This is a genomic window from Nocardioides sp. NPDC127503, assembly GCF_040302165.1.
Taxonomy (GTDB): Bacteria; Actinomycetota; Actinomycetes; order Propionibacteriales; family Nocardioidaceae; genus Nocardioides.
This window is the reverse complement of the sequence record NZ_JBEORH010000014.1, coordinates 71107-87438: the sequence shown is the minus strand read 5'-3', so window position 1 is coordinate 87438 and position 16332 is coordinate 71107. Positions and strand designations below refer to the sequence as shown.

Here is a 16332-nt window from a genome sequence, read left to right as displayed (position 1 = left end):
CGCAGCGCGTCCTGATGTAGCCGAGTCGGCGCAACTGCACGCCTTGGAGCGAAGCGAAGCGAGCGAGGCGTGCGGTTGCGCCGACTCGGCGCGTCATCATCTAGTCAGAGCTTTTCGACCGGCGCGTAGCGAAGCAGCAACCGCTTGACGCCGGTGTCGCCGAAGTCGATGCTCGCGACCTGCTTGTCGCCCGAGCCCTCGATGGTGACAACGGTGCCGAGGCCGAAGGAGTCGTGGGTGACCCGGTCGCCCGGGTCGAGCGAGGGCACCTCACGGGCCGGCTTCGACTTGGCGGCGACGTCGGCGCGCAGCGCGGCCGAGGAGAAGTTGCGTCGTCCGGCAGCCGTGGGCTGACCGAGACGCTGGCCCCCGCCCCAGGTGTCGTTGGCGAAGTTCGGCCGGCCCCAGGAGGACATCTCCTTCTCCGTACGCCGCCAGTCGACCAAGTCGACCGGGAGCTCGTCGAGGAAACGGCTGCCGGGGTTGTGCGAGGGCGCGCCCCAGGCGGACCGGACGACGGCACGCGAGATGAAGAGCCGCTTCTCGGCGCGGGTGATGCCGACGTAGGCCAGGCGGCGCTCCTCCTCGAGCTCGGTGCCGTCACCGAGGGCCCGGGAGTGCGGGAAGACGCCGTCCTCCATGCCGGTGAGGAAGACCGCGGGGAACTCCAGACCCTTGGCGGTGTGGAGCGTCATCAGGGTGACCACGCCGTCCTCGTCGTCGGGGATCTGGTCGGTGTCGGCGACCAGGGCGACCCGCTCCAGGAAGTCGCGGAGGCCAGGCTCGACGGTGCCTGCGTCGACGTCGGCCGGGTCGGCGCTCGGGGCCGCGACGGGGTCGTCGGAGAACTCACGGGCCACGGCGACGAGCTCGGCGAGGTTCTCCACGCGGGTCTCGTCCTGCGGGTCGTCGGACTCCTCGAGCGAGGCGAGGTAGCCCGATCGGTCGAGCACCGTCTCCAGGATGACGTCGGCCCGCTCGCCGGCGGCGACCATCTGCAGCAGCTCTTCGACCATCGCCACGAAGGCCTTGATGTTGGTCAGGCTGCGGGTGGCCAGACCGGGAGCGTCCTCGGCCTTCTGCAGCGCGTCCCAGAAGGTCAGGCCGTCGCGCTCGGCGAGCGCGTTGACGCAGGCCACGGCGCGGTCGCCGATGCCCCGCTTGGGGGTGTTGAGGATCCTTCGGAGCGAGACCTGGTCGTCGGGGTTGGCCAGGGTGCGCAGGTAGGCGAGCGCGTCGCGTACCTCCTTGCGCTCGTAGAAGCGGACACCGCCGACGACCTTGTAGGGCTGGCCGGTGCGGATGAACACCTCCTCGAAGACACGCGACTGGGCGTTGGTGCGGTAGAAGACGGCGACGTCGGCGGCCTTGAGCCCGCCGTCGACGAGCTTGTCGATCTCGTCGGAGACGAACCGGGCCTCGTCGCGCTCGTCGTCGGCGACGTAGCCGACGATGCGGTCGCCGTTGCCGGCGTCGCTCCACAGCGCCTTCTCCTTGCGACCCTTGTTGTGCTTGATCACTGCGTTGGCGGCGGTGAGGATCGTCTGCGTGGAGCGGTAGTTCTGCTCCAGCAGGATGGTGGTCGCGTTGGGGAAGTCCTGCTCGAAGTCGAGGATGTTGCGGATGTTGGCGCCGCGGAAGGCGTAGATCGACTGGTCGGCGTCACCGACGACCATCAGCTCGGCCGGCTCGGCCCGCGGGGTGTCCTCGGCGTAGGAGTCGGTCAGCGCGGTGTCGTCCATCCGGTCGGCGCAGAGCTCGTGGACCAGGGCGTACTGAGCGTGGTTGGTGTCCTGGTACTCGTCCACCAGCACGTGCCGGAACCGGCGCCGGTAGACCTCTCGCACCTCCGGGTAGGCCCGGAAGAGCTCGACGGTCGACATGATCAGGTCATCGAAGTCGAGGGCGTTCGCCTGCCGCAGACGCTTCTGATACTCCTTGTAGGCCGCCACGTAGGTCTGCTCGAGGTGGTTGCGCGCGTCCTTCTCGGCAGCCTCGACGTCGCGCAGCTCGTTCTTCTGGTCGCTGACCCAGTTGAGCACCTGACCGGGCTGGTAGTGACGCGGATCGAGGTCGAGATCGGTGAGCACCAGCTGCATGAGCCGCTTCTGGTCCTGGGCGTCGTAGATGGAGAAGTTGGACTTCAGCCCGACCTTGTCGATCTCCTTGCGGAGGATCCGCACGCAGGCGCTGTGGAACGTGGAGACCCACATGATCCGGGCGCGCTTGCCGACCAGCGCCTCGACGCGCTCCTTCATCTCGGCCGCAGCCTTGTTGGTGAAGGTGATCGCCAGGATGCTGCCGGGGTGGGCGCCGCGCTGAGAGATCAGCCACGCGATCCGCCGGGTCAACACCCGGGTCTTGCCCGACCCCGCTCCAGCGACGACCAGGAGGGGCGCGCCCTGGTGCTGCACAGCGGCCTTCTGGGGCTCGTTGAGCCCGTCGAGGAGCTCCTCGGTGCTCGGGCCACGTCGTTTCGTACGCGGCTCGTCGGCCGGCTGCGCCGAGGCGAAGGCCTCGAGGCCCGGAATGGTTGCGACAGGGGTCTGGTCAGGCGTACTCATGCTGCCTCCAGCCTAGGGGCTGGCACCGACAAGTCGCGGGTCGGCGGGCCCGTGGGGATCGTCAGGCAGCGACGTGCGCGGAGGACCAGAAGACCGCCACGCAGACGTTGATGATCGTCAGCCCGAAGATCGTCCAGTAGAGCCCGTCAGAGATCTTGGGCTTGCGCAGCTGCGACATCACCAGGCCGAGGATGACCAGGCCGATCACGAGCTTCACGCCGACCTTGGCGTGGTCGACCGGACCGTCGCCCATCTCGAGGACGCCGACGAGCAGCAGACCGGCGAGGAACGCGGTGCCGGAGCCGTCGCGCATGAGGCCGTTGGCGACCTTGTCAGGGGCCTTGATCTGCACCAGCAGGCCGCCGAAGAGGGCCGCGAAGCCGAGCAGGTGAATGACGAGCAGGATGTGCCGCACGATCTCCATGGGCAAAGACTAGAGCCACCGCCTCGGAGCCCACCACGGGGTACCGCTTCGGCACGTTTTCGAACGATCACACGATTTTGGTCACATTCGCCTTGGGGAATTCGGCGGCGTCTGCCTACTCTCACCGTGACCGCCACCATCGCTCTCGGCTCCGCAAGGAGGATTCTGACGTGTCATCACCCAACCCGACCCTGCCCACCGGCGGGTCCAGACCCCTCGATCAGCTCCGCCAGACCATTCGCTTCGACGTACCGGCCTCGCTGGTCGTCTTCCTCGTCGCCGTGCCGCTCTCGCTCGGCATCGCCGTCGCCTCCGGTGCTCCTGTCGCCGCAGGCCTGATCGCCGCCGCAGCGGGCGGCATCGTCGCCGGCCTCTTCGGCGGATCACCACTACAGGTCAGCGGCCCGGCCGCGGGCCTCACCGTCGTCGTCGCAGAGACGGTCGCCGAGTTCGGCTGGGAGGCGACCTGTGCGATCACGGTGATGGCCGGAATTCTCCAGGTCATCCTCGGCGCCACCCGGCTCGGGCGCTACGCGCTGGCGATCTCGCCGACCGTGGTCAGCGCGATGCTGGCCGCGATCGGGATCTCGATCGTCCTCGGCCAGCTCAACGTCGCCCTCGGCGGCCGCTCCCAGTCCAGCGCGTTCGAGAACCTCAAGCACATCGTCGGCAACGCGCAGGAGCCCAACATCCACGCCATCCTGGCCGGGCTCGGGGTGATCGGCATCCTGCTCGCCTGGCCTCGGCTACCGCAGCGGGTCCGCGCGGTGCCCGGCCAGCTGGTGGCCATCGTCGCGCTCACCCTGCTCGCCGCGGCATGGCTGCCCGGCGCCGAGCGCGTCGAGCTCGGTGGTGACCTGCTCGACGAGATCGGCTCGGTCGCGCTCCCGGAGGGCACCCCGCTCGCGGTGGCCGGCGCGGTGCTGACAGTCGCTCTGATCGCGAGCGTCGAGAGCCTGCTCTCGGCGGTCGCCGTGGACAAGCTGCACGGCGGCCCGCGCAGCAACCTCAACCGCGAGCTCGTCGGCCAGGGTCTGGCCAACTCCGCGTCCGGTGCCCTGGGCGGCCTCCCCGTCACCGGCGTCATCGTGCGCAGCTCGACCAACGTCGCCGCCGGAGCCCGCACCCGCGTGTCCGCGATCCTGCACGGCGTCTGGGTGCTCCTCTTCGCCCTCGTCCTGGTCGGACTCGTGGAGCAGATCCCGCTGGCCGCCCTGGCCGGGCTGCTGATCATGATGGGCACCGGCCTGGTCCGGCCCGCCGACATCTCCCAGGCGCACGCCCGCGGCGAGCTGTGGATCTACGGCCTGACCATCGCGGGAGTGCTCGCGCTCAACCTCATCGAGGGTGTCCTGATCGGCCTGGTCGCCGCTCTGGTCCTGGTGCTGTGGCGCCTGGTCCATGTGCGGATCGAGGTACGCCCGGCCGGCCTGGCCGCCGACGGCCGCGAGAAGTGGCTGGTCGAGGTGCACGGCAGCCTCTCGTTCCTGGCGACACCGAAGCTGGTGAGCAGGCTCGACGCGATCCCGGAGGGCCAGGTCGTCGAGCTCGACCTCCTCGTCGACTATCTCGACCCGGCCGGGCGCGACCAGCTCGACCACTGGCGTGTCCGCTACGAGGCCGCCGGCGGCACCGTGCTCGTGGAGCACTCCGGACCGCACGGCGACGAGGCGCCGCGTCAGGAGCGCGCTCTCAAGGCGCCTCCGATCAGCCCGCGCGGTCTGCTTCCGTGGAGCGCCTGGCAGGACGTACGTGCCGACCGCGCCGACGGACACCACCCGCTGGCCCTCGGCGTCCGGGAGTACCACCGCCGCCACGCGGCACCGCTGCGCCCGGTCTACGAGGGGCTCGCCGACGGCCAGGAGCCGCACGCGGTCTTCCTGACCTGCGTCGACTCCCGGGTGGTCCCGAACCTGATCACGTCGAGCGGCCCGGGCGACCTGCTGACGGTGCGCACCATGGGCAACCTCGTGCCCGAGCCCGGTAGCCCGGACAGCTCGGTCGCGGCGCCGATGCTCTTCGGCGTGGACGACCTCGGCATCAACACCGTCGTCGTCTGCGGCCACTCCCGCTGCGGTGCGATCACCTCGGCGCTGGAGAGCACCCGTGCCGGCACGGTGCCCGCCGGGCCGGTCGGCGACTGGCTGCGTCACGCCACTCCGGCGATCCAGGAGTGGCAGGCCGGGCACCCGGTCGGCGCCGCGGCCGCCGCGGCCGGCCGGAGCGAGGTCGACCAGGTCTCCCAGGTCAACGTCGCGGTGATGATCGACCGCCTCGGGGAACTCCTGGCAGGCCGGGACGTACGTATCGTCGGGCTGTTCCTGGACATCTCCGACGGGACGATGCAGATCCTGCGCGGAGACGGGTTCACGACGCTCACCGACGCCGAGACCGACGAGCTCGCCCATCTGATGGAGGCACGCCCGCCCGAGCCCGCGTAAGAGATCTAGAGCAGGCGGCGGTCGTTGGCCCAGCGAGTGAGCTCGTGACGGCTGGACAGCTGCAGCTTGCGCAGCACGTTGGACATGTGGGTTTCGACCGTCTTGATCGAGATGAACAGCTCGCCGGCGACCTCCTTGTAGGAGTAGCCGCGGGCGATGAGGCGCATCACCTCGCGCTCTCGTTCGGTCAGGCGGTCGAGATCCTCGTCGATGTCGGCGATGGCGATGGTGCCGGCGAAGGCGTCGAGCACGAAGCCGGCCAGGCGCGGAGAGAAGACCGCGTCTCCGCCGGAGACCCGCTGGATCGCGGCGACCAGCTCGGCGCCGGTGATGGTCTTGGTGACGTAGCCGCGGGCACCGCCGCGGATGGTGCCGATGACGTCCTCGGCCGCGTCGGAGACCGACAGCGCGAGGTAGCGCGGCGAGCCGTCGACGGCGGGCGCTTTGCGCATCACCTCGACACCGCCACCACCGGGAAGATGTACGTCGAGCAGCACCACGTCGGGCTTGCCCTCGGCGATCGCCTTGACCGCGGTGTCGACATCCTCGGCCTCCCCGACGATCCGGATCACCGGCGACCGGCTCAGCTCGGCGCGTACGCCGGTGCGGAACATCGCATGGTCGTCGACGATGACGACCTTGACCTCACTCATCGTCGTTCCTCTCCAGAATGTGTATTGCCGGTCCGCGGCTGCTTCAGCCGCACCTCGGTGCCGTCTCCCGGAGACGATCTCACCACAGCGCTGCCGCCGTGGCGCGACATCCGGTCGATGATGCTGTCGCGTACGCCATGCCGGTCGGCGGAGACCTCGTCGACGACGAAGCCGGCTCCCCGGTCGCGGACGAAGACCTCGAAAGCCTCCTCCGTCGCCTCAGCGTAGACGTCGACCCGTCCGGTGCCGGCGTGCTTGGCGGCATTGGTGACCGCCTCGCGGGTGGCGGCGACGATCGGGCGCACCGTCTCATCGAAGGGGCCGTCGCCAACGACCACCACGTCGACGGTCACGCCGTGGGCGTCCTCGACCTCGGCGGTCGCCGCCTTCAGGGCGGCCGCGAACGTCTCGTCGGCCTCGGCCGGGGTCGAGAAGAGCCACTCCCGCAGGTCGCGCTCCTGGGCGCGGGCGAGCTTCTGCACCATCGCGGGATCGGCGGAGTTGCGCTGGATCAGCGCGAGGGTCTGGAGGACGGAGTCGTGCAGGTGAGCGGCCATGTCGGCGCGCTCCTGGCTCCGGATCCGTTCCTCGCGCTCGCTGCCCAGGTCGCTGGCGAGCTGGTGCATCCACGGCCCGACGACGAGGAAGCCCGCGCCCAGCACGATCAGCCCGGCGATGATCAGCGCGGTGGCGTTGCCGAAGTCGAGCTGGCCACCGGCGAGGATCACCGCGAAGAGCATCAGCCCGACGCCGACCCCGACCCGGACGTACGCCCGCCAGCCGCCCTTGCCGAAGACCATCCGGACCAGGTCGAGGCGTCCGGTGCCGTCGATCCAGCGCTCCCGCTGGGCGGCGTCGGCCTGGCGCCACAGCAGCGCGACCCCGGCCACGCCGAGCATCGCCGGCCAGATCAGCGCGCCGGCGCCGAGCACGGTGTCGAAGAGGACCACGGCACCGAACCCGAGGGCGAGCAGTGCGATCGCCGGCCCCTTGTCGACGCCGCCCGAACGCGCGGCCGGGCGGCGGCCACCGCGGGTCGCACTCTCCCCACCCGGCGTGGACTGCTCCAGGAGGGGCGCGGCCGGGACGAAGATCCACAGGGCGGCGTAGAGCAGCACGCCGAAGCCGCTGAACACAGCGGTCACCACGAAGAAAGCACGCACCGCGAGCACCGGCAGACCGAGGTGCTCGGCCAGGCCCGCGGCCACGCCGCCGATCACCGACGCGTCGGTGTCGCGGTAGGCGCGGCGCACTGCTGAAGCGGAGCCCGAAGCCATAGGCCCCCCGCGCTCCGGGGGCGGTGCCGGCAGCTCTGCCATCGCATGGGTTGTCGTCATGATGACATCCATCGTCACACCAACCGCTGGCGCATGCCATGAGGATTCACCCTGATCCTTGCTCATCGAGAACTCAGGGCCGTCCCTGATGGTCTGCGGGGTGCGGAGGAGTCAGAGTAGGGGTGTGACGATCCCGCCCGAGGCGCCGCTGCCTCCTACCCCGGAGCCGCCACCGCCTGTCTCCGAGGCGCGCACCCGCCCCAGTGGCGAGCAGCTGCGCAATCTCAGTGGCCTGCGGCGTACGACCCATGCCTCCCCGGAGGGACGGCACATCGCCGGCGTCGCGGGTGGGATCGCACGCCACTTCGACGTCGACCCGCTGCTGGTGCGGGTGCTGCTGGTGGTGGCGGTGTTCTTCGGGGGCGCCGGCGGGATCGTGTACGTCGCAGCCTGGGTGCTGGTGCCCGAGGAGGGCGCCGAGGACGGGATGATCCCGGTCGGGCCGCCTGCCCGCAACCTGCTGCTCTGGATCGCCGGCGGGATCGCGGCGATCTCCCTGCTCGGCGACGCGTTCGGCGACACCAGCGTCCCCTGGTTCTGGCTCGCGGTGCTCGGCGTGGTCGCGCTCTGGTACACCAACCGCGGCAAGTGGGGCCGCAAGCGCGGCGGAGATCCCATGCCCCGGGCCTCGTCGCCGGTCGACCCGAGCAAGGACGTTCCCGCAGGTCAGACACGCTATCTTCCGGCCCCATGGGCTCCCGGTTCCTACGATCCAAATGCCCCGCTCACCCCGACCGGTCGTCGGCGCCCGCCGCTGCTGTTCGGCCGGGCCATCGCGGTTGCCGCATTGGTGGTGGGCGTACTGGGGCTGCTCGATGTCGCCGACTGGGCGCCGGTCCCGACCAGCGCCTACCCGGCCGCGCTGCTGGCCGTCTTCGGTGGCTTCCTCGTCCTCGGTGCCTTCTGGGGCCGGGCCGGCGGGCTGATCTTCCTCGGGCTGATGGCCCTCGTCGCGCTCCCCCTGACCATGATCGACCCCTCCACCCTGGAGACCGGCAGCAGCGTCGAGATCCACCCACGAAGCGTCGCGGCCCTGGAGAGCTCTTACGTGGTCGACGCGGGCGCGATCGTCGTGGACATGAGCGCCATCGACCCGGCGACGCTCGATGGCCGCAACCTCGACATCACCAGCTCGTTCGGTGAGATCACCGTGATCGTCCCCGACGACGCCACCGTCGCGGTGGAGGCCAGGGTCGGCGCGCTGGGCGAGGCCCAGGTCTTCGACGAGACCCGCAGCGACATCGGCGGGTTTGCCCTGACCCGCACCCATGTCGCCGATGAGGAGGGCAGCGAGCCCGGCCTGGCCGACGACGCCGACCTCCAGCTGAGCGCCACCGCCGATGTCGGTGCGATCAACGTCTACGAGGAGAGCGACCCCAGAGCCGCACGCTTCGTGGCCACGACCGAGAGGAGCACCCCATGAGCTACGACTACGCTCCCCCGCCACGCTTCGAGGACCGGGCCGTCGACGAGAAGCCCACCGGCCGGCACCCCGTCAACATCGGCCACCTGGTCATGGGGCTGGCCTTCCTGGCCTTCGTGGTCGTCTGGGCCTTGATCGTCACCGGCACGGTCGACATCGACAGCATCGAGGACCTCCGCTGGCTCCTCCCGCTCCCCTGGATCGTCGGCGGCTCCATCGGTCTCCTAGCCGCGCTGCTCAGAAAGAGCTGACTCGCCACTAGGAGACGCTGGAGATCTCTCCAGCCCACCGCCCGATCAGCTCGGCCTCGTGCGGAGGCGGACCGGGAAGGCGGCGGCTGGCCGCCTCGGCGCGCAGGCCGTCGCAGACCAGAGCGAGGTAGCGGCGGCGCAGGGCGGCGCTGCGTACGTCATCTCCTACGTCGATGCGACCGATCTGCTCGAGGAGGACGGTGATGTCGGCGCGGGTGACGTCGGGTCGGAGGATGCCGCTGCCACGGGCACCGCGCAGGAGGCGGTTGGTGGTGTGGACGGCGAGTTTGTCCAGGTCACGCAGGCCCTGGTCGAAGGTGACCTCGTCGCGCAGAGCGAGAGTGAGCCGCGGGAGTCCGTCGTCGAGCACCTGGCGCAGGAAGCCCGTGAACGCGTGCCATGGGTCGTCGGTGTCGCTCAGAGCCGCCTCCGCGAAGGCGATGAAGCGGCGGTAGTTGTCGGCGGCGACCGCCCGCAGCAGCGCCTGCTTGTTGGCGTAGCGGCGGTAGAGCCCGGCGACCCCCATGCCGGCCTCCTCGGCGACCGCGGCCATCGTCGCGCGGGGGTCCCTGAGCAGGACCTCCCGAGCAGCGATCAGGACCGCGCGGTCCGCGTTGAGGGGCGGCATGCCCCACACCCTACGTGCGGGCGCCAGGCTCAGGCGGTATGTGCCTGTGTGATGTCGGCCAATGCGGCGATCGGCCGGTTCGGGTAGTCGGCGAACACCCCGTCGACGCCGGCCTCGAAGAGTCGATTCGCCTGGTCACGTCCTGCTTTCAGGGTCCACACGAACACCATCAGGTCGTGCCGGTGGGCCTCGTCGGCCAAGCCGGTGGGCGGCTGCCCCTTCTTGCGGACCATCGACTTCTTGGGGCCGATGGCCTGGGCGTACGTCGCGATCTCAGCGCAGTCGACCGCACCCCACTTCTTGTCGACCAGCTGCACCAGCGGAAGGTCTGTGCGGGTGCTCATCTCGCGTACCCACGCCTCGTCGAAGCTCTGCAGCCACAGCCGCTGCGTGGGCAGGCCCGGGAGGCTGTTCCAGCCGTCGACGCCGTGGTCGGCGAGGGTCTGCAGCAGGGTCTCGGTGACGGGCAGGCCGATGGAGGCGAAGTACGTCGGGTGCTTGACCTCCACGTGCAGACCGACCCGCCGCCCGCGGCGCTGGGACTCGTCGGCGACGAGCAGCAGCAGCGTGTCGAGGGTGATGATCGGCTGGCTCGTCGTCGGCGCCCCGAGGCTGAGCAGCTCGGAGAAGGTGAAGTCCTCGGTGAACCAGCCGGTCCACTTCTTGCCGCTGATGACCTTGGTCGTACGCCGCTCCGCGAACTCCGGGTGCGAGGCCACGTCCGTGGTGCGGGTGAGCTCGTTCTCGTGGCGGAGCACCATCACTCCGTCGCTCGTCATCACCACGTCGGTCTCGAGCGCGTCCACGCCCTGACGCAGCGCCAGACGGTAGGACTCCAGGGAGTGCTCCGGCAGATAGCCGGGTGCTCCGCGATGGCCGATCACAAGGGGGCGGTGGGCCGATGCCATGGCGTCAAGCGTGCGTGGCGGCAGCGACGCCGCGGCGGGCGCAATGTGAATGGCACGTTACGAGCGGCGGGCCGTTCGGTTCGGCACCCTGGGGGTTGATCTCAAGGAGTGTCCTCGCCGGACCACACGACGTTCTCGCGGATCAGCCGGGCGGGGACGCCGGCCACAGCCGTACGCGGCTCGACCTTCTGGTTGCGGACCATCGCGCGCATGCCCACGACGGCACCGTCGCCGATCTCGGCGTGGCCGGTGACGATCACGTCGCGGCCGAGCCAGACGTGCTCGCCGAAGCGGATGTTGGCGCCGTACGGATTGATCCGCTGCCCCGTCTCAGCGTCCTCGAGCCGGTGCATGTCGTCGGTGGCGACGTAGACGTTGGCCGCCCAGAGCTGGTCGCGGGCGGCCACGATCGAGCCGCCGTTGCGGGCATCGATCTGCGCGCGCGAGGTCGCGACGAGACCACCGGAGAGGATCACCGCCGAGCCGCCGCCGCAGTAGATCTCGCCCCAGACCATGCTCGTGTCCGGGCCGATGAAGATGGTCGGCGAGTCGCCGCCGACCAGCAGCGCCTGCATCGAGGTGATGTCGGTCGCGACCACGATCAGCGCGTCGGAGAACGGGTAGAACCCGAGCAGCTCGATCAGCCGCTCGTCGAGCGGGAACCCGTCGCGCAGGTAGAGCGCGTTGCCGCCCTCGTGCCACCACTCCGGCAACGGCCCGGTGATCTCGCTCAGCTCGAGCCCGACAAGAACCTCCGGCTCGAGCCCCGCGGCGATGAGCCGCTCCCGATGTACGTCGGTGAGCGGCTCACCCCTGGTCCAGGACATGCCGGGAACCTTAACCCGGTTAGCTCGGGTACATCCCACTGGTCACGTTGAGCCAGGTGCCGGTGATCGCGCCGGCTCCGTCGGAGGCGAGGAAGGTCGCGGTGTCCGCGACCTCCTTCAGCCGCGGCGACCGCTTGGTCATCCGCAGGCCGTCGAGGTTCGCCCGGATCCCGTCGAGGGCCTCCTCCGGGAGCGGTGTCCCGAGGACCCGCTCGAACTTCTCCGGGGTGAAGGTCTCGGTGATCCCGGCGGTCCAGATCCCCACGACGCGTACGCCCGAAGGGCCCACCTCCGCGGCGAGATCGCGGACCAGCGCGTCGAGGGCACCGTCGGCGGCGCTGGTGCCGCCCATACCGGGCGCCGAGCCACGTGCGGAGCCGGAGTCGAGCGCGAGCACGACGCCGCGACCCTGCTTCACCATCTGCCGGGCGGCTGCGCGGGCGGTGTTGAAGGAGCCGACGATGCCGCGTACGACCGGCTGGGTGTAGTCGGCGGCCGAGATCTCGAGCAGCGCCTGCCCCTGGATGTCGCCGCGGTCGGCGACGTTGAACGAGATGTCGAGCGAGCCGGTCTCGGCGACGACCCGGTCCACGAAGGCGACCACGGCGTCCTCCTCGAGGATGTCGACGACCCCGTAGCCGGCCGCGCCGACCTCCTCGGCCTTGGCCGCGAGGGTGGCCTCGGTGCGGCCCGCGAGATAGACCTTGGCGCCCGCGGCGGCGAAGGCCTTCGCGGTCGTCGAGCCGATGTCGCCCGCGCCGCCCCAGACGATGGCGGTGCGGTCCTGAAGCTGTGCGTTCATGATGTCTCCTGAGCTGTCCTCACGCACCTGGTGTGCGTGATCTGCCCGTTAGGACGTACGCCGGGCCAGCAACTCATCGGGTAGGCGGAAACTTCTTTCAGGTCAGCGCCTGCGGGAGCCCGAAGGCGGGGAAGAGATGTGGCTCGAAGGTGGTGATCTGGGCGAGCCGGCCGTCGACGATCCGGAGCACGTCGAGCGTCTGCGGGCGGTAGATCGTGGTGCCCGGGCGGCGTACGTAGCCCGCGACCGCGGGCATCCGGTTGGCGCTCGCCGGGATGAACCGCCACTCGCCCAGGTAGGTCGGCGAGGACGGGTCGAGATTGGGCAGCACGAACGACAGCAGCGCGTCGCGGGTGGTGAACCAGAACGGGTTCGGCGGCATGGTCAGCACGGCGTCGCTGGTCAGCAGGTCGGCGATGCCCTCGCGCCAGTTGCTCGCCCCGGCCGCGATGTAGGCGTCGATGACCTTCCGCTCCTCCTCGGTCGGCCCGTCGGTACGCCACGTCGACCGGTCCTCGGGCAGATGGCGGCGCAGCGCGGGCTTGGCCCGCTGGAGCAGCGAGTTCACGGTGGCGCCGGTGACGTCGAGCGCGGCCGCGGTCTCGGCGGACGACCAGCCGAGCACCTCGCGGAAGACGAACACCGCCCGCTGCTGCGGGGTCAGGTGCTGGATCGCGGTGAGGAAGACCAGCTCGATCGTCTCCCGCGCGACCGCCTCCTCCTCCGGACGCTCCGGCTCGAGCAGGGAATCCGGGAACGGCTGCAGCCACTCCAGAAGCTCCGGCGGCTCACCGGTGCCGTGGTCGAACCCCGGCAGGGCGGCGTACGTCCTCGGCCGCCGTTCGTTTCGACGCAGGAAGTCGAGGCAGGTGTTGGTCGCGATCCGGTAGAGCCAGGCCCGCAGCGCCTCCGGATCGGTCAGCTGTTCGCGCCGCTCCCAGGCCTTGACCAAGGTCTCCTGCACCAGGTCCTCGGCCTCGTCGAAGCTCGCCACCATCCGGTAGCAGTGCACTCGCAACTCGCGCCGGTGCTTCTCGGCGGCGTCCACGAACGGGTCGGTGGTCACGCTCATGGCTGGTGAGCGTAGGCCCCTGGTCCACACTCCCGAAGCGAATTTTGCAAGCAATGTCAAACCGATGCAACGCAATCCATCCGGACGACGTACCACGTATGTGGGGCGGTCCTCCCAGGGTCCCGGCCGAAGTGCTCACGGCCGGGGCCCTGGTTTCTTCTCAGCTCATCGGACCACGATCAATGACAAGCGTGCTTGACATCAATTCTGATGTCAAGCACGCTTGTCATTGACGCAGCAGAGCAGGAGACGAGCAGCATGGAGAGCAGAGTGAAGGACCTCCGCACAGCGGCGGGCCTGACACAACAGGCGTTGGCCGAGGCGGTCCACGTCTCCCGGCAGACGATCAACTCCATCGAGGCCGGGCGCTACGACCCCTCGCTCACCCTGGCTGTCCACCTGGCTCGCTTTTTCGACACCAACGTGGAGGAGCTGTTCCATGTCCCCTAACCAGGAACGCGTACGCCGGCTACCGCTGTCCAAGTGGAACATCACCTCGCTCGCGGTGTTCGCCGCCCTGATCCTGGCCGCCGTGATTCGGCAGGTCTGGCCCGTCGCCACGGTGTTGTCGATCGGGCTCGTCGTCGGCATCATCCTCGCGATCGCCGCCCGCGCACGGCCGTCGGGCGACTTCGAGCGAGTCAGCGCCTTGGAGTTCCACGACGAGCGCGACCGTTTCATCGCCATCCGGGCGCTCGCCGTCGTCGGAGCGGCCTCGCTCGCGCTGCCGTTCCTCGCCCTCGCCGGGTACGCGATCGTCGACTACACGGCGTTCGCCAACAGCGCCCTGACCACGCCGGCCCTTCTCTACTACCTGTTTCTCACGGTGCTGTGGTCAGCGTCGAACTGGTACTTCTCCCGACGCTGACCACCAGCCTCAGCCGAGAGCGCGGAGCTTGGGGAGGATCTCCTCACCGTAGAGCTTGAGGAACTTCGCCTGGTCCGGGCCCGGGGCGTGGAAGACGAGGTGGGTGAAGCCCATGTCGAGGTATTCCTTGATCCGGGCGACGTGCTCGTCGGGGTCGGTCGACACGATGAACCGCTTGGCGGTCGCCTCGGTCGGGAGCGCGTCGGCGAGACGCTGCATCTCGACCGGGTCCTCGACGGAGTGCTTCTGCTCGGGGGTGAGACCGAGAGCACCCCAGAACCGGGTGGCCTCCATCGCCTGCTCCAGGTCGTGGTCGAAGGAGACCTTGACCTCGATCATCATGTCCACGTCCTCCAGCTTGCGCTCGGAGAGCTCGATGCCGGTCCGTACGGCCGGGAGCAGCGTGTCGGTGTAGAGCTCGGCGCCCTTGCCGGAGGTGGTGATGTAGCCGTCACCGGCACGGCCGGCGTACTTGGTCGCTGCCGGGCCGCTGCCGGCCAGGTAGATCGGGACCGGCGTCGACGGCTTGTCGTAGATGGTCGCCCGGTCGAGCTGGTAGTAGTCGCCCTCGAAGGTGACCCGGTCCTCGGACCAGAGCTTCTTGATCACCCGCACTGCCTCTCGGAACCGCGCGAAGCGGACCTTGCCCTCGGGCCACTCGATGCCCAGCGGGGCCTCGTTCATCGCCTCACCGGTGCCCATGCCGAGCACGACGCGGTCGGGGAAGAGCGAGCCCAGGGTCGCGAAGGACTGCGCCACGATCGCCGGGTGGTAGCGGAAGGTCGGGGTGAGCACCGAGGTGCCCATCACGATCCGCTCCGTACGCGCACCGAGCGCGCCCAGCCAGGTCATCGCGAACGGCGCGTGACCGCCGTCGTGTCTCCAGGGCTGGAGATGGTCTGAGATGAAGACCGAGTCGAAACCCTGCTCCTCCGCCATCACCCCGTAGTTCAGCAGCTCCGTGGGTGCGAACTGCTCGTTAGACGCCTTGTATCCGAACCTGATCTCCGTCACACGGTCACGGTAGCCTCCTCGGCATGAAGCTTGCGATGCCCTTGACCTACTTCGGCAACCCGCGGGAGACCGCTGACCAGGTCGTCGGCCTGGAGAAGGCGGGGCTCGACCAGCTCTGGGTCGCCGAGCCGTACGGCTTCGACGCGGTCTCGCTGCTCGGCTACCTGGCTGCCAAGACCGACACCGTCGAGCTGGGCGCGGGCATCCTCAACATCTACAGCCGTACGCCGGGAGCGCTGCTCCAGACCGCTGCCGGTCTCGACAACGTCTCCGAAGGCCGCGCGATCCTGGGCCTGGGCGCGAGCGGGCCCCAGGTCATCGAGGGCTTCCACGGAGTGGCGTACGACAAGCCGTTGACGCGCACCCGCGAGATCATCTCGCTGCTGCGCGCCGGGCTGCGGGGCGAGCGGCTGAAGAGCGACGGGCTCTACAAGATCCCGCTGCCGGCCGACCAGGGCACCGGCCTCGGCAAGCCGCTCAAGCTCCTCAACAAGCCCGAGCGCGCCGACACCCCGCTCTGGGTGGCCGCGCTGGGCGACAACAACGTCGCCATGACCGCCGAGGTCGCCGACGGCTGGCTGCCGTTCCAGTTCCTGCCCGACAAGGCCCGCGACGTCTGGGGCGAGGCGCTCGACAAGGGCCTGGCCAAGCGCTCGGCCGACCTGAAGCCGCTGGAGATCTCCGCCGGCGGCCTGCTCGCGATCACCGACGACCCCGACGAGGCCAAGCGCCACCGCGACACGATGCGCGGACTGCTGGCGCTGTACGTCGGCGGCATGGGTGCCCGCGGCAAGAACTTCTACAACGACATGGCCGTGAAGTACGGCTTCGGTGACGCGGCCAAGAAGATCCAGGACCTCTACCTCGACGGCCACAAGCGCGACGCCGAGGCCGAGGTCCCCGAGGCGTGGCTCGAGGCCGGCAACCTGGTCGGACCGGAGTCGTTCGTGAAGGAGCGGATCGCGGCGTTCAAGGAGGCCGGCGTGACCAGCCTCCAGGTGACGCCCGCCTTCGGCACCGACGGTCTCGCGTCGATCGCCCAGGTCAAGGAGTGGCTGGCCTGACCCCTGGCCAGCTGTGAACTCCCTTACACCCACGGCGGTCCCGGCACTCCCGATGT

General features: G+C 69.7%; 16 protein-coding genes. 6 read left to right on the top strand and 10 right to left on the bottom strand.

The window, feature by feature from the left end; translation table 11 throughout:
- Nucleotides 1-104: 104 nt before the first annotated feature.
- Together pcrA and ABTW65_RS26240 are read right to left on the bottom strand one after the other, a co-directional pair.
- A complete protein-coding gene (pcrA, locus tag ABTW65_RS26245) occupies nucleotides 105-2564 on the bottom strand; it encodes a DNA helicase PcrA (RefSeq protein ID WP_350665679.1) in 2460 nt (819 codons plus the stop codon).
- 61 nt (nucleotides 2565-2625) lie between these two features.
- On the bottom strand, nucleotides 2626-2988 hold the full coding sequence (locus ABTW65_RS26240) for a hypothetical protein (protein ID WP_160025265.1): 363 nt from the start codon (nucleotides 2986-2988) through the stop codon (nucleotides 2626-2628).
- Nucleotides 2989-3158: 170 nt separating this feature from the next.
- Between ABTW65_RS26240 and ABTW65_RS26235 the strand changes: the two genes are divergently transcribed.
- Nucleotides 3159-5429 carry a SulP family inorganic anion transporter gene (locus tag ABTW65_RS26235; protein WP_350665677.1) on the top strand — a complete coding sequence of 757 codons (2271 nt, stop codon included), beginning with the start codon at nucleotides 3159-3161 and terminating at the stop codon, nucleotides 5427-5429.
- 5 nt (nucleotides 5430-5434) lie between these two features.
- On the opposite strand, the gene ABTW65_RS26230 is transcribed toward ABTW65_RS26235, so the two are convergent.
- Together ABTW65_RS26230 and ABTW65_RS26225 are read right to left on the bottom strand one after the other, a co-directional pair.
- Nucleotides 5435-6082: a LuxR C-terminal-related transcriptional regulator gene (locus ABTW65_RS26230; RefSeq protein ID WP_091052906.1), complete on the bottom strand. Its 648-nt coding sequence runs from the start codon at nucleotides 6080-6082 to the stop codon at nucleotides 5435-5437.
- Nucleotides 6079-7419 carry a PspC domain-containing protein gene (locus ABTW65_RS26225; RefSeq protein WP_350665675.1) on the bottom strand — a complete coding sequence of 447 codons (1341 nt, stop codon included), beginning with the start codon at nucleotides 7417-7419 and terminating at the stop codon, nucleotides 6079-6081. The genes ABTW65_RS26230 and ABTW65_RS26225 overlap by 4 nt, the downstream gene beginning before the upstream one ends.
- A 124-nt stretch (nucleotides 7420-7543) precedes the next feature.
- On the opposite strand from ABTW65_RS26225, the gene ABTW65_RS26220 reads away from it, so the two are divergent.
- Both ABTW65_RS26220 and ABTW65_RS26215 read left to right on the top strand, forming a co-directional pair.
- Nucleotides 7544-8842, top strand: coding sequence for a PspC domain-containing protein (locus ABTW65_RS26220; protein WP_350665673.1), 1299 nt, complete (start codon nucleotides 7544-7546; stop codon nucleotides 8840-8842).
- On the top strand, nucleotides 8839-9093 hold the full coding sequence (locus tag ABTW65_RS26215; RefSeq protein WP_350665671.1) for a hypothetical protein: 255 nt from the start codon (nucleotides 8839-8841) through the stop codon (nucleotides 9091-9093). The genes ABTW65_RS26220 and ABTW65_RS26215 overlap by 4 nt, the downstream gene beginning before the upstream one ends.
- Before the next feature lie 7 nt (nucleotides 9094-9100).
- Here the strand turns inward: ABTW65_RS26215 and ABTW65_RS26210 are convergent, their stop codons facing one another.
- From ABTW65_RS26210 to ABTW65_RS26190, 5 genes are all read right to left on the bottom strand, one after another.
- The gene (locus ABTW65_RS26210; RefSeq protein ID WP_350665669.1) at nucleotides 9101-9721 is read right to left on the bottom strand and encodes a TetR/AcrR family transcriptional regulator; all 621 of its coding nucleotides are present in this window, start codon (nucleotides 9719-9721) and stop codon (nucleotides 9101-9103) included.
- A gap of 29 nt (nucleotides 9722-9750) precedes the next feature.
- Nucleotides 9751-10629, bottom strand: a complete 879-nt coding sequence (locus tag ABTW65_RS26205; RefSeq protein ID WP_350665667.1) for a glycerophosphodiester phosphodiesterase family protein — start codon at nucleotides 10627-10629, stop codon at nucleotides 9751-9753.
- A gap of 101 nt (nucleotides 10630-10730) precedes the next feature.
- A complete protein-coding gene (locus ABTW65_RS26200; protein WP_350665665.1) occupies nucleotides 10731-11456 on the bottom strand; it encodes an acyltransferase in 726 nt (241 codons plus the stop codon).
- Between the two features lie 19 nt (nucleotides 11457-11475).
- Nucleotides 11476-12258 carry an SDR family NAD(P)-dependent oxidoreductase gene (locus ABTW65_RS26195; protein WP_350665663.1) on the bottom strand — a complete coding sequence of 261 codons (783 nt, stop codon included), beginning with the start codon at nucleotides 12256-12258 and terminating at the stop codon, nucleotides 11476-11478.
- A gap of 97 nt (nucleotides 12259-12355) precedes the next feature.
- Nucleotides 12356-13330 (bottom strand): RNA polymerase subunit sigma-70, encoded by a 975-nt coding sequence (locus ABTW65_RS26190; RefSeq protein WP_350665661.1) that lies wholly within the window; start codon nucleotides 13328-13330, stop codon nucleotides 12356-12358.
- A gap of 258 nt (nucleotides 13331-13588) precedes the next feature.
- Here ABTW65_RS26190 and ABTW65_RS26185 point away from each other — a divergent pair, with 258 nt between their 5' ends.
- Nucleotides 13589-13780 (top strand): helix-turn-helix transcriptional regulator, encoded by a 192-nt coding sequence (locus ABTW65_RS26185; protein WP_350665659.1) that lies wholly within the window; start codon nucleotides 13589-13591, stop codon nucleotides 13778-13780.
- The gene (locus ABTW65_RS26180; protein WP_350665657.1) at nucleotides 13770-14198 is read left to right on the top strand and encodes a hypothetical protein; all 429 of its coding nucleotides are present in this window, start codon (nucleotides 13770-13772) and stop codon (nucleotides 14196-14198) included. Before ABTW65_RS26185 ends, ABTW65_RS26180 begins: the two co-directional genes overlap by 11 nt.
- Before the next feature lie 9 nt (nucleotides 14199-14207).
- Here ABTW65_RS26180 and fgd read toward each other — a convergent pair whose 3' ends face one another.
- The gene (gene fgd / locus ABTW65_RS26175) at nucleotides 14208-15212 is read right to left on the bottom strand and encodes a glucose-6-phosphate dehydrogenase (coenzyme-F420) (protein ID WP_350665655.1); all 1005 of its coding nucleotides are present in this window, start codon (nucleotides 15210-15212) and stop codon (nucleotides 14208-14210) included.
- A gap of 23 nt (nucleotides 15213-15235) precedes the next feature.
- On the opposite strand from fgd, the gene ABTW65_RS26170 reads away from it, so the two are divergent.
- Nucleotides 15236-16276 (top strand): LLM class F420-dependent oxidoreductase, encoded by a 1041-nt coding sequence (locus ABTW65_RS26170; RefSeq protein ID WP_350665653.1) that lies wholly within the window; start codon nucleotides 15236-15238, stop codon nucleotides 16274-16276.
- Nucleotides 16277-16332 lie beyond the last annotated feature (56 nt).

Coding starts and splice junctions, on each gene's coding strand:
- pcrA (WP_350665679.1), bottom strand. CDS start 2,564: ATGAGTACGCCTGACCAGACCCCTGTCGCAACCATTCCGGGCCTCGAG.
- ABTW65_RS26240 (WP_160025265.1), bottom strand. CDS start 2,988: ATGGAGATCGTGCGGCACATCCTGCTCGTCATTCACCTGCTCGGCTTC.
- ABTW65_RS26230 (WP_091052906.1), bottom strand. CDS start 6,082: ATGAGTGAGGTCAAGGTCGTCATCGTCGACGACCATGCGATGTTCCGC.
- ABTW65_RS26225 (WP_350665675.1), bottom strand. CDS start 7,419: ATGACGACAACCCATGCGATGGCAGAGCTGCCGGCACCGCCCCCGGAG.
- ABTW65_RS26215 (WP_350665671.1), top strand. CDS start 8,839: ATGAGCTACGACTACGCTCCCCCGCCACGCTTCGAGGACCGGGCCGTC.
- ABTW65_RS26210 (WP_350665669.1), bottom strand. CDS start 9,721: ATGCCGCCCCTCAACGCGGACCGCGCGGTCCTGATCGCTGCTCGGGAG.
- ABTW65_RS26205 (WP_350665667.1), bottom strand. CDS start 10,629: ATGGCATCGGCCCACCGCCCCCTTGTGATCGGCCATCGCGGAGCACCC.
- ABTW65_RS26200 (WP_350665665.1), bottom strand. CDS start 11,456: ATGTCCTGGACCAGGGGTGAGCCGCTCACCGACGTACATCGGGAGCGG.
- ABTW65_RS26195 (WP_350665663.1), bottom strand. CDS start 12,258: ATGAACGCACAGCTTCAGGACCGCACCGCCATCGTCTGGGGCGGCGCG.
- ABTW65_RS26190 (WP_350665661.1), bottom strand. CDS start 13,330: ATGAGCGTGACCACCGACCCGTTCGTGGACGCCGCCGAGAAGCACCGG.
- ABTW65_RS26185 (WP_350665659.1), top strand. CDS start 13,589: ATGGAGAGCAGAGTGAAGGACCTCCGCACAGCGGCGGGCCTGACACAA.
- ABTW65_RS26180 (WP_350665657.1), top strand. CDS start 13,770: ATGTCCCCTAACCAGGAACGCGTACGCCGGCTACCGCTGTCCAAGTGG.
- ABTW65_RS26170 (WP_350665653.1), top strand. CDS start 15,236: ATGAAGCTTGCGATGCCCTTGACCTACTTCGGCAACCCGCGGGAGACC.